Genomic DNA, 12,311 nt, shown 5'->3' with positions numbered 1-12,311 from the left:
CGTATCCCTTTTGGGCCATACGCTATGATCTTGCTCATCGCTGAACGATTAAGCTTTTATCGTTTCCTGAGCGCCAAATCGTGTTATCAACGTTCCAAAAATAGTCGCGAAAATATACATAAAAATTGAGTACACTGCAGCAGGCATGGCAATGGTGGTACTTGCCATAATGGTGAGTGCAATGGTCATGGCAAGCGTACTATTATGAATACCAATCTCAAACGCACATGCGCGAGCTTGATAAGAGCTGATCCCAAATAGTCGTGGTACAAAATAGCCAACACATAGACTAATTGCACAAAATAAGGCAGTTGCAAAGCCAATTTGTCCGATATATTCGATCAGGTTATTTCGTTCTTTGATAATTGCACCCAAAATAATAATCAGAAGGAACACTACAGCGAAAATGCGTACAGGGCGATTCAGTTTTTCTGCGGTATGCGGTGCATAATGGCGGATCAACATCCCAATACAAACAGGAACCAGAATGATGGCAAAGACTTGCAGTACTTTTGCAAATTGTAGTCCGACTTGTTGGCCTTCATTCATAAAATGCAGAATCGAAAAGTTGACAATAAAGGGTAAAAAAATGGCTGCAATAATGGCATTAATTGCGGTTAAAGTGATGTTCAGTGCGATATCACCTTTATATAAATAGCTAAATAGATTTGCGGTTGATCCACCTGGTGAAGCTGCAAGTAACATCAAGCCGACCGCCAGAAGCGGCGGTAAGGCCAGTATTTTGCAAATTAAAAATGCAATACCGACCAATAAAATAAGCTGACAAAACAAAGCAATGATCACTGCTTTGGGGTGTTTACTCACTCGGGCAAAGTCTTTGAGTGTGAGCTCTAAACCGAGCCCAGCCATGACAATCGCCAAAGCGATGGGTAGAAAAAGTGTGATGAGTCCAGAATCCATAAGCAGTCCTTCTTTTTTAAATCAATATTATTTTTCCAATTTTCTGGTGGTTTTGTCCGATCAAATGACAACTTAGCGGTATCTAAATTGATATAGTTCACATTTGAGCAGAACCGATCAACAACAGTGTTTAGCAATACTTTAAATTTTTACTGTCTAAAGAATGAATTAGCATATTTAGGTTATTAATTCTAATGATTTCTTTAGCTTAAATACTTTATTCACTATTACAGAAACAGTTTGTGCAATAACATACAATTTGATTGAATTAAAATATGAACATTAATAGGAGAAAAATCACTTTTTTACAGAAATTACATTTCTATAACGCTTTGAGTTTTTAACATGACCACATCTTTATGTTTAGGAAGTGATGAAAATGACCAAAGAATTAAACTCAATGGTAAAAATAATAGTGAAACCTAATTTAATAATTTATTTAATTTAAACAATGATATAAGTTTATTTTTTTACAAATGAAAACACGAATCATTTATGCTTATGCTAGAATTTCACAAATCTTTCATAAAAGCTTTATACCATTCGAGCAATTGGCAGAAATAGAAAAATGATATGCACAAATGGTCAATGACATATTATTCCATTAAGAATGATAATTTGCGCCAATTATTACATTGTAACTATTTATTTATACACAATTAAGTGAAAAGTTACGTGAAAAGATGGTCATTTAACCGTGGCTCAAAATAAAAACTGTATATTACAAAATAGCGGAATAAATATGGATAACGTAGCTCAGCTCGAAACTGATACTAATTTCCAAAGTCGAAAAAAAATAACTTGGGTTGTATTTAGTGTACTCATCTTATTTCTGATCTTAGGCATCGCGTATTATTTTTTGGTTTATCGATTCTATCAATCGACCGATAATGCCTATGTTCAGGCGGATGTCACTTGGGTGATGCCAAAAATTTCAGGTGAAGTTGTCGAATTGATTATTAACGACAATCAGTTTGTGAAAAAAGGTGAGGCTTTGGCTATTTTAGATCATCGTGATTATCAGGCACGTTATGATCAGGCGAAATCAGTTGTCACCTTAAAACAAGCTGCGCTTGCTGTGCAGCAACAGAATGAAAAGTCCGCAAAATCATCGATTAGTGAAGCCAATAGTGGTGTAGTTGCTGCCCAAGCCGATTTATCTCGCTTGAAAAAAGATTTCAATCGTTATCAAGATTTACTCAAAGACGGGGTGATTACCCGACAAAATTTTGAAGGCGTACAATCCCAATATTTAACGGCTCAGGCACAACTCAGTAAAGCCCAAGCTGCAGTTAATGCTGCAGAGGCACAGCTTGGGAGTTTACAAGCCAGTCGTGCACAACTACTGGCAGATATTCAGAATGCCAATGCGACTTTGGATCTTTACCAGATTGATCTTTCATCCTCAAAAGTGATTAGCCCTGTTACAGGAAAGGTCGGCAGTCTTTCGATTCAGAAGGGTTCTCGTGTTTCACCACAAACACGTTTAATGGCAATTATTCCTGAGAAAAGTTTGTATGTACAAGCAAACTTTAAAGAAACCCAAATCGAGAAAATGCATATTGGGCAGGAAGTTAAATTAAAAATTGATGCCTATCCAAGTCTGACCTATACAGGGAAAATCGAAAGCTTTTCTCCAGCATCTGGCGCGACCTTTTCACTCATGCCACCAGACAACGCCACAGGAAATTTCAATAAAGTAGTGCAACGTATTCCTGTGCGGATTGCAATTGATTCGAGTCCACATATTGACCTTATAAAACCTGGAATGTCCGTCAGCGCGACTGTTGATTTAAGAACTTAATCAGAAAAGTTTTGGATATAAGAAAATGAATAAACCGAACCAAGATGAGTGGAAGTTTGCGCCAAAAACAGCTTGGCTGATTTTTGCTGCCATGATTTTTGGTAATTTCATGGCAATTCTGGATATTCAAATTGTTGCAAGTTCTTTGAATGAAGTACAGGCAGGCATGAGTGCTAGCCGTTACGAAGTGACATGGGTGCAAACGGTTTATTTGATTGCTGAAATTATTGCAATTCCAATGTCCAGTATCGTCTCTCGGGTGCTCTCGACTCGAATTTATTACACCATTTGTGCGATTGGATTCACGATTAGTTCTTTGCTGTGTGCTTTGGCATGGAATCTGGAAAGCCTATTGGTATTTCGCGCCATTCAGGGTTTTATGGGCGGCGGCATGATTCCTACCTCAATGACAGCGTTATACCTGCTTTTTCCTGAAGCAAAACGTGCATTGCCGTTGGTGATGTTTGGCATGATCAGTACTTTAGGTCCAGCCATTGGCCCAACTATTGGTGGTTGGTTGACCAATAATTTCTCATGGCACTGGATGTTCCTGATTAACATCATCCCCGGTATTTTGATTGCGACAATTATTTACTCTGGACCAAATATAGACCGCGCTAATTATTCACTGATCAAAAGTATGGATTGGTTCAGTTTGATTGGTATGGCCATGTTTTTAGGTGGTTTAGAGTATTTCTTGGATGAAGGGGCACGACATGATTGGCTCGCCGATACAGGGGTGCGCGTTGCATTTATCATTTGCCTGATTGGTGGCATGATCTTCTTCTCACGCAGTTTTACCCAGCCTAAACCTTTACTAGATCTGAGTGTATTTAAGAACAAAAACTTCACTTTAAGCTGCATCATTACTTTTGTGATTGGTATGGCCTTATATGGCTTGGGCTATATGATTCCTGTATTTCTTGGGCAAGTCCGAGAAATGAATAGCAGTCAAATCGGACATATCATGATGGTGACAGGGATTGTGATGTTCTGTTTTGCGCCTTTCCTTGCATGGCTAATTCCAAACTTTGATACCCGAAAAACCGTATTTGTTGGCATGATTTTGGCGGGTTTTGGGGTCTGGCTCAATTCGCATCTCAGTATTCACAGCGATTATGACTTCATGTTCTGGCCACAAATTTATCGTGGTATTGGTCTGATGATTTGTTTGATCGTGGTCTCACATTTGGCAATGAGTACTCTGCCATTAAACAAAGTTGCTGATGCCAGTGGTATTTATAACCTGATGCGCAATATTGGTGGTGCTGTTGGATTGGCATTGATCAACTCGTCGCTCGATTGGCTGACAGCAATACACGTGACGCAATTGAATCAATATATGAATCCACAGAACTGGATCTTCATTGAGAGATTAGATCAATTGACAGCGCAATACCAAGAGGTTGGGAGTAATGCTCAACAAATCGCGCTCAGTGTGATCTACCGAGATATTCATTACCAAGCACTGACATCAAGTTTCAATGATTTATTACGTATGCTGGCCATCATCATGTTTGTGGCGGCTTTCTTAACCATCTTTATGGATAGGGGGAAGAAAATGGACATGTAGATATTCAATGCTAGAGGGTTGTTTCATATAACGAAAAAATAATCGGGGCATCGTATACAACAACATACCCCGTCATAAAAAGAACAGCGATATGAGTTTTTATATTTCTTTATGAGATAGGGGAACGTGCATATCCAAATTTAGAGGTTGAAGCAGATGATTAATACAACATATAAACTGATTTCAAGATTCAATAATAAAGAATCTACCTATGGTCAATATGTCGAGAAAGAACAAATCGATATCGATCGGCTAAAAGTCATGTATTCGATTTACGAGCAATATTATGAAAATACCAAGTTTTCGATCTTTGCAGATGATTTTAAAAAGAAGAGTGGTGCCATCTTAATTTTCAACTCGGAAACTGATGAGATCGTTGGTTTTTCTACTGTTGTTGTTCAGCATTTTTATTTGAATGGAAAGGATTATACGGTACTGTTTAGTGGTGACACTGTTATCCTTCGAGCATTTTGGGGCACTCGCACGCTGCAAAGCACCATGCTTAAACTGATGATCAAATTACGTGTCAAATATCCATTTAATGAACTGTATTGGTTATTGATTTCTAAGGGCTACAAAACCTATCTACTGCTCGCCAATAACTATTATGTGTATTACCCCAATATTAACGATGAGAACCAGCATCTTTCCAGTGTGATTGAACATTATTGCGAAAACTTCTTTGGCGAATATTATGACAAAGAAGCCGGATTATTGAATTTCGGTGATGATTATCAACCACTTAAAGGTGAGGTGGCGCCGATTACAGAAGAAATGAGAACAAAGAATCCCAATATTCATTTCTTTGAGCAAAAGAACCCAACATGGACTGTCGGTACCGAATTACCTTGTATTGGTCGTTTAGGTTGGAAAGATATTGCACGCTTCCCTGTTAAGTTGATGACTAAACCTGCCAGTAAGGGGCGTTGTGAAGCGGTATTAAAAAAATCAGTGAATCGTCGTGAGGTCTTCCAATGAAACATACTGAATGGTTGACCTCGGGATCACACCTGATTTTAAAACAATGGTGTGATGTTTCAGATCGAGATTTTAAAAAGCAATCTAATCGTTTAGAACTAACACAGCGTCAAATCCTGAATTCAATTTTGCAAAGCTCACATTTTGCAAAAGAGCAAAAGGTGCAGGATTATGAGCAGTTTGTGCAAGCTTTTCCCGCTTCGCGTTATGCGATGTGGCGGGAGAACATCCAGCGTTATAGAGATCAGAAACTTCAACTATCAAGCAGTAAGTTGGTGCGTTTCCAGCCCACCAGTGGTTCGAGTGAACAAATTAAATTTATTCCGTATACCAAGCTGTTTTTAGATGAATTAGATCACGCGATTGCGCCATGGATGGCCAGTCTTTATCGTAAGTGCCCACAGCTCCGCTCAGGCACTCATTATTGGTCGGTGTCATGGTTGCCTGAAAGTCAGCGTGAAGTGCTTAAAGATAAAAATCTCAATGATGATAGTGCCTTATTGGGCATTGGCAAACGGATTTTATCTAAATTTACCCAAGCTGTGCCGAGCAATGTGGCTTTTGCTGCCAATGCAGATGATGCTTTGTTTGCCACAATCTGTTATCTGGTTGCTAACCGTAATCTGGCGATGATCTCGGTGTGGAGTCCGACTTTTGCATTGCAACTTTTAGATCGTTTAGAGTCTATGCAGCAAGAAGTCATTGAAGTTTTAGAAACGGGGCGATGGGGAGCGCGTCAAGCTTCATTAAAAGAAGTCAAAGCACCTTTAAGTCCAGAAAGTGCCAAATGCCTGATCGACAGTTCAAATGGTGAATACATTGATTTTAGCACCTTATGGCCTAAATTAAGTTTAGTGTCGAGTTGGGATACAGCGGGCTCTAAAGCTTGGGCGGAAAAATTAAAACAACGTCTGCCATCTGTTCAGTTTGAAGGCAAAGGTTTATGGGCAACCGAAGGTGTGGTCACCATTCCTTATAATGACCATTATCCATTGGCCTATCAAAGTCACTTCTATGAATTTGAATATTTAGAAGGTGAAAAACAGGGACAAATTATTCCATCGTGGGAACTCAACGTTGGCGATGTAGTCAGCCCAATAATTACATCGGGCAATGGCTTACTCCGTTATTGTTTAGATGATTGCCTGATTGTGACCAGTTTCCTTGATCAAATTCCTTGTTTCGAATTTCAGGGTCGCCGTTTTGGTGTGGATTTGGTGGGAGAAAAACTTGCGCCAGAGACGGCGCAGCAACTTCTTTCACAGTTGAATGAAACCGACTCTAAAGCAATTTCGTTGTTGGCGATTGATACTGAGCAGCAGGTTAAACCGTTCTATTGTGTTTTGTTTGAAGGAGAGATTCATCACAGCATTAATGATGAATATATTGATCAGATACTACGTCAAAACTTCCATTATGAATTGGCACGTAATCTTGGTCAGTTAGATCAACCACAGATTCGTCAAGCCAATAACGGTTGGAATGCCTATAAAAAGCTGGTCATGTTTGATGGCATTATTGAAGGCAATATCAAGCCTGAGCCCCTCAAGAAAGTTACCCTCAATAGTTTGGAACAACTATGAAGAAAGGGATGATGCAATTTAACCACCGAGTTTCTAAGCTCTCGCATATTGCACTATGTACGGGATTGTTATTGGTTTCAAATACAATTGCTGCCATGACTTTAGACGATGCTTTGTCAGCAAGTTTAAGACATGAAAGCCAATTGGAGGTGAGCCGTTTAAGTGTGAATCAATCAACAGCGATGCTTCAACAGGCAAAACAACGTGACGGACTCAAAGTGAACTTGGTTGGACAACTTGATTATGAAAGAGTTGAAACACCGAATAATGTCATGTTTCCGACTGAAGGAAACCGAAAAGGTCGTAGTTTGCAATTACAAATGGATTACCCTATCTACACATCAGGGCGACATCGTCTAGGAATCGATGTCGCCAAGAACCAGCTTTCTGCACAGTCGCAAGGCTTGTCGGATCAACGCTCGGAAACAATTTTAAATACGGTGATGGTCTATACCGATGTGTTAAAGAAGAAAGCGATTTTAGAACTTAGAAAGAAGACCATGTCCAATCTTCAACGTTCCCTGTACGAGTCGCAGCGACGTTTTGATGTGGGGATGATCACTCGTGCAGACTTGGCACAAGTGCTGGCTCAGGTTGCTCAGGGCCAGGCTGATATCACGCAAGCACAATCTAATTTAACTGTGAGTGAAGCTCAGTTTTCACAAATCACAGGTTTAACCGCAGATAATCTAACAGCTGTTAACCGTCTGCCAGAGATTTCCAATAATCTCGATGAAATTTTAGCTAAAACCAAGAATCATCCAGCATTATTACGTGCCAAATACGAAAAACAAGCTTCTGAAAAGCAATATGCCTTAACTAAGCGAGAACTTTGGCCCACCGTGATGCTGACCAGTCGTGCAGGTGCTCAGCATGAGGCCAGTTATATTGGTTCAGAAAGTAACAACTATATGGTGGGGGTTCAACTGAATGTGCCGCTCTATGACGATGGTTTAAACCGTGCCAATATTCGAAAAGCACAGGCAGATGTTGATTTGGCTAATCAAAAGATTCGTACCCTTGAGTTGGATCTGAATCAGCGTGCACGGACGACTTATGCTCAATTGCAAACCATTCGCCAAAATAAAGAGGCACTGCAAAACGCGATTGATGCAGCATCGATTGCCTTTGTGTATACCCGTAAAGAATTTGAATTGGGGACCAAAACAACTTTTGACTTGCTCAATACAGAACAAAAGTTATTAGATGTGCAAACTCAGAAAACGGTGAATGAGCAGGATGAAATCGTGTTTGTTTATCAGCTTTTAGATCAAATGGGGCACCTCAATGATTTGGTGTCCACACAAAATACGCAACAGGTGAATAATTAATGAAAACAAATCCACCAAATACCCAAAGCAATCCATTGCTTACCCGTGAAGCAACCTCTGCAGATGATCAGGCCTTACGTGAATTGATTGCGGTGCCAATGACCACCAAAGGGGTGAAAATCAGCTTTCAGCGTGAACCGAGTTATTTTAGAGCTTCGGATATTTTGTATCGGCATAAGCTGCATGTGGTGATTGAAGATACTGAAAGTCAAAAAAATGTGGCTTGTTATAGCAATGGCCATCGCCCGTGTTATGTCGATAAAACAATACAGAATGTGCGTTATGCCAGTGATTTACGTGTCGATCCAAACTATCGCGGCAAATCTTTGGTCAAGGCTTTAGGGGTCCATGTCAAACAAACCATGCATGATCCTAATTTTAGCCAAATGATCATCTTTGATGATAATCATGCTGCACGAGCAGCAATACAAACGGGTAAAACAGGCATTCCTGATTATTATGATGAGGGATTAATTGAAACCTTGACCCTGACACATTTGGGGGCTAAAAGAAAAATTAAGGCTTTTTTAACTCAAAGAACTCAAGCTAAAACAGAGATTAGCGAGATTAAGTCCTGTGTGGCGCGCGCTGAACATGTTAAGGTAATGACTCGATTTATTGCTGAAATGTCGCAGTATTATAATTTTATCCCTGCCTATAATTTTGAAGAATTGCTGGCAGGACATCATTATTTTACAGGTCTACAACTCTCGGACTTTCAGCTTTATTTTCAAGATGGAAAATTGGTTGGTATGTTTGGATTATGGGATCAGCATGCGCTTAAACAAACTAAAATTTTGCATTATAGTTCAGCGATTGGTGTACTGCGCCCAATCTATAATTTTTTGACCAAAGTCACGAAAGGTATGCCACTACCTAAACTCGGTGACTCATTAAGATACCATGTATTACACACTTTATTATGCCATCCACAGCAGTTAGCGCTGCATCATTTAATGCTCGAAGATGCACAGAAACTGTCTAAGCAGCGTGGTATTGGAGTGGTCAGTTTTACCTTATCGCATCAAGACCCACGCTATCAGCTCAATCAGTTTTATAAAGGCGAGCGCTTAACCGGTATGCACGGTTTTATTAGCTTTGAAGCTGATCCACGTCCAAAATTTGATAAAAACCTAATTCCATATCTGGAAGTTGGGCGGATATGATTTGAGTCATAAAAAATTCCTCAAACAATTTAAGCTTTGAGGAATTTTTTATATGTCATGTGTCGATTATGCTTTTAGAGCTTTAGCATATTCAACCAGTTGATCAACCACGGTTCCCCAACCTTCAAAGAAACCCATGTCTTCGTGTTGCTGACGTGTTTCAGCACTACGATGTCTGGCAATTGCAGTGTATTTGGTTGCACCATTGCCTGCATCTTCAAGCAACAGAATTGCAGTCATAAATGGATTTTCAGCAGGTTTCCAATCTTCCGTATAGGTATCGGTGAACACTAGTTTTTCACCTTCAATCACCTCTAAAAAAACACCTTGATTGTTGATTTCATTACCATCAACATCAAAGACGGTATTGAATTTTCCACCGACTCTTAAATCAATCTCACAGGCTTTAATCGAGTGGGGGCGAGGAATAAAGAAGTGTTTGATATGCTCTGGGGTGGTCCAGCATTCCCAGACCAGTTCACGTGGTACATCGATCACTCTTTCGAGTTTTAAGTCAGTTTTTGGATCCAGTTTCATTTTCTCTTTTCCTTTTTAATTCGAGTGCGTAACGATCAAATTGATTTAGTCTTTGTTCCCAGATTGCCCGTTGTTCACTTAACCAATTTTGCATGGGGGTGAATGCTTCGGGGCTCAGTGCACAAGTTCTGATTCGTCCATTTTTTTCTGAGTGAATAAGTCCTGCTTCCTCTAATTTATTTAAATGTTTTAGAAAAGATGGCAGGGCCATATCATGTTGTTCAGCCAGTTCAGTGATCGATGCTGACCCGAAAGACAGCCGAGTGAGTATTTCTCTACGCGTTGGATCACTGAGAGCACTGAATAACAAATCGAGTTTAGAATCATACTTAGCCATAGAGCTAAGTATTGTACATTTGTTGATCGCGTGTCAATAAAAACTTAGCTAAATGGCTAAGTTTTTTAAAGATGATAGATAGCACTTTGTTTTTAAGCTTTATTAACTAACAAGATACCGATGAAACTGAGGGCTGCACCCACTGCCATAGACCATGTGATCGGTTCTTTCAAAATAAAATACGCCAATAAAACTGCAGAAATAGGGACTAGATTGGTAAAAATAATGGTTTTTGATGCCCCAATGCGATGAATAGCCTGTGCATACCAAATAAATGCCAATACTGTCCCAAAAGCACCTAAATAGAGAATGGATAGCCAACTATTCCATGAAATATCCGTCAACACGTGATAACCCAATTCAGGCCATGCACTGATTAAAAGAAAACCTGTACCCCAAAGTACCGCATAGGTGGTCATGGTTAATGCAGAAGCTTGGGTTTGTTTAAAGCTGAGCGTATAAATCACCCAGCTCAATACGGCACCACACATCATTATTTCCCCCAGACCAAAGGTTTGCTGCAAGGCACTAAAAAACGCACCTTTGCTTACCACGGTCAGGGTTCCGATTAGGGCAATGCAAACCCCGAAATAATTGATATTTTTCAGCCTTTCCTGAAAGAATATCCGCATGGCCAAAACCGTCAGGACTGGTGATAAGCTCACAAATAATGCGGTTCGGCCTGCTTCAATTCGAGATAATGCGGCAAAGAAAAATAGGTTATATGCACAGATCCCTGTTAACCCCATTAACATGGCATAAAAATGCTGTTGGCTTGAAAGGCTTGGAAAGTTGCCCGTAGTCTTCAGCAATAAGAGAATAAGCAGAAGTGCGGCGAGCATAAAACGTAAGAATGCAGATAGGGTTGGAGAGAGCTCTGCTGCAACAATACGTCCTGCGATGAAGGTGCCTCCCCACATCAAAGCGACACAGACCAGCTTAAAATAAACCGTAGAACTGGAAAGGGAAATGGCTAAGTGGCGCATGAGATGTTTAATCCAAACAGAATCAAACCAAATCGTAAAACTAATTTATTTTTATAGTAAAATGAGCTTTTACTCATGAATGATGTGTTATGACGCTGACTCAACTTGAAATCTTTTCAAAGCTGGCAGAATTAAGAAATTTTACCTATACCGCGCAGCAACTGAATATTTCACAGTCTGCAATTTCACATGCACTCAAAGCATTGGAAAAGAAATGGGAAACTCAGCTGTTTTATCGAAATAACAATGAAGTGGAGTTAACTGCTGCAGGGCAACGCTTACTACCTTATGTGAATGAAATTTTGAACGTTTCTAGCATTATTCATCAAGAAGTGATGGATCTCAAAGGTCTAAAAACTGGAATCTTAAGGATTGGATCTTTTGGTGCATCATCTTCCAATGTGCTGATTCCGCTTATTTTAAAGCAGTTTGCGCAACAATATCCTGATGTAGAAGTATTACTCATGGAAGGTACTGATAAAGAGGTCATGCAATGGATAGATGAACGCAAAGTTGATCTTGGTTTTGTGGTGTTGCCTGAACCCCGTTTTGATAGCTTTGCTGTGTTGGAGGATATTTTTGTTGCTTTATTGCCAGCGGATTTAGAGATTGCACAAAAGCCTGCAGTGCAATTACAAGAGCTGATTGAGTATCCTTTTATCTTGACCAGTGCAGGTAGTCAAAACCATGTCATGCAACTATTTAAGACTGCGCAACTCACGCCACAGATTAAATATAACTTGTCGCAAATTTTGTCGATTTTAAATATGGTGAATCACAGTGCTGGCGTTTCAATTGTGGCGGATTTAGCGCTAGACAAAAATATTCTACAGTTGTACCCCAATGTGGTAAAACGACCATTATCTCCCAATATCAAACGCTCAATTGGTTTGGCGGTAAAAAATAATCAGCAGATGACACCACTTGCAAAAGCCTTTGTTGAGATTGCGATGCAGCTCTAATTCTTGATAAATATCGAAAAACTGGGTTAATTGTTCATAAATAGGCTAGAAAAACAGACAAAAGTTATCAATTACACAAAATACTTCTATAATAGCGTCCATCATTACTAAGGTCAGTGTTTAGATACCGTGA

The 12,311-nt window shown here is 39.7% G+C and carries 11 protein-coding genes; 7 read left to right on the top strand and 4 right to left on the bottom strand.

The features are described from left to right. Window positions 1-48: 48 nt before the first annotated feature. Complete coding sequence (locus tag NG55_RS00615) at window positions 49-921, bottom strand: bile acid:sodium symporter family protein (protein ID WP_004806888.1); 873 nt, start codon at window positions 919-921, stop codon at window positions 49-51. 742 nt (window positions 922-1,663) lie between these two features. On the opposite strand from NG55_RS00615, the gene NG55_RS00610 reads away from it, so the two are divergent. From NG55_RS00610 to NG55_RS00585, 6 genes are all read left to right on the top strand, one after another. Beyond that, window positions 1,664-2,725 carry an HlyD family secretion protein gene (locus NG55_RS00610; RefSeq protein ID WP_065341989.1) on the top strand — a complete coding sequence of 354 codons (1,062 nt, stop codon included), beginning with the start codon at window positions 1,664-1,666 and terminating at the stop codon, window positions 2,723-2,725. 25 nt (window positions 2,726-2,750) lie between these two features. Then, a complete protein-coding gene (locus tag NG55_RS00605) occupies window positions 2,751-4,298 on the top strand; it encodes a DHA2 family efflux MFS transporter permease subunit (protein WP_065341988.1) in 1,548 nt (515 codons plus the stop codon). 156 nt (window positions 4,299-4,454) lie between these two features. Further along, window positions 4,455-5,276 (top strand): hypothetical protein, encoded by an 822-nt coding sequence (locus NG55_RS00600; RefSeq protein ID WP_016540055.1) that lies wholly within the window; start codon window positions 4,455-4,457, stop codon window positions 5,274-5,276. After that, window positions 5,273-6,859, top strand: a complete 1,587-nt coding sequence (locus NG55_RS00595) for a GH3 family acyl-acid amido synthetase (protein ID WP_065341987.1) — start codon at window positions 5,273-5,275, stop codon at window positions 6,857-6,859. Before NG55_RS00600 ends, NG55_RS00595 begins: the two co-directional genes overlap by 4 nt. Then, entirely contained in the window at window positions 6,856-8,190 is a 1,335-nt protein-coding gene (locus tag NG55_RS00590) for a TolC family protein (RefSeq protein WP_016540057.1), read from the top strand. Before NG55_RS00595 ends, NG55_RS00590 begins: the two co-directional genes overlap by 4 nt. Next, on the top strand, window positions 8,190-9,356 hold the full coding sequence (locus tag NG55_RS00585) for a hypothetical protein (protein WP_065341986.1): 1,167 nt from the start codon (window positions 8,190-8,192) through the stop codon (window positions 9,354-9,356). Before NG55_RS00590 ends, NG55_RS00585 begins: the two co-directional genes overlap by 1 nt. A gap of 66 nt (window positions 9,357-9,422) precedes the next feature. Here the strand turns inward: NG55_RS00585 and NG55_RS00580 are convergent, their stop codons facing one another. The 3 genes from NG55_RS00580 to NG55_RS00570 all read right to left on the bottom strand — a co-directional run bounded on the left by NG55_RS00580 (window position 9,423) and on the right by NG55_RS00570 (window position 11,216). Further along, complete coding sequence (locus NG55_RS00580) at window positions 9,423-9,893, bottom strand: SRPBCC family protein (protein ID WP_016540059.1); 471 nt, start codon at window positions 9,891-9,893, stop codon at window positions 9,423-9,425. Further along, window positions 9,871-10,230 carry an ArsR/SmtB family transcription factor gene (locus NG55_RS00575; protein WP_016540060.1) on the bottom strand — a complete coding sequence of 120 codons (360 nt, stop codon included), beginning with the start codon at window positions 10,228-10,230 and terminating at the stop codon, window positions 9,871-9,873. The genes NG55_RS00580 and NG55_RS00575 overlap by 23 nt, the downstream gene beginning before the upstream one ends. A gap of 92 nt (window positions 10,231-10,322) precedes the next feature. Continuing rightward, complete coding sequence (locus tag NG55_RS00570) at window positions 10,323-11,216, bottom strand: DMT family transporter (protein ID WP_065341985.1); 894 nt, start codon at window positions 11,214-11,216, stop codon at window positions 10,323-10,325. 89 nt (window positions 11,217-11,305) lie between these two features. On the opposite strand from NG55_RS00570, the gene NG55_RS00565 reads away from it, so the two are divergent. Beyond that, window positions 11,306-12,178, top strand: coding sequence for a LysR family transcriptional regulator (locus NG55_RS00565; protein WP_065341984.1), 873 nt, complete (start codon window positions 11,306-11,308; stop codon window positions 12,176-12,178). The last annotated feature ends 133 nt before the right edge of the window (window positions 12,179-12,311 follow it).

The organism is Acinetobacter gyllenbergii, from assembly GCF_001682515.1.
Lineage (GTDB): Bacteria > Pseudomonadota > Gammaproteobacteria > Pseudomonadales > Moraxellaceae > Acinetobacter > Acinetobacter gyllenbergii.
Note: the sequence above shows the minus strand (reverse complement) of the source record. Positions and strands in the feature narration are given on the sequence as shown.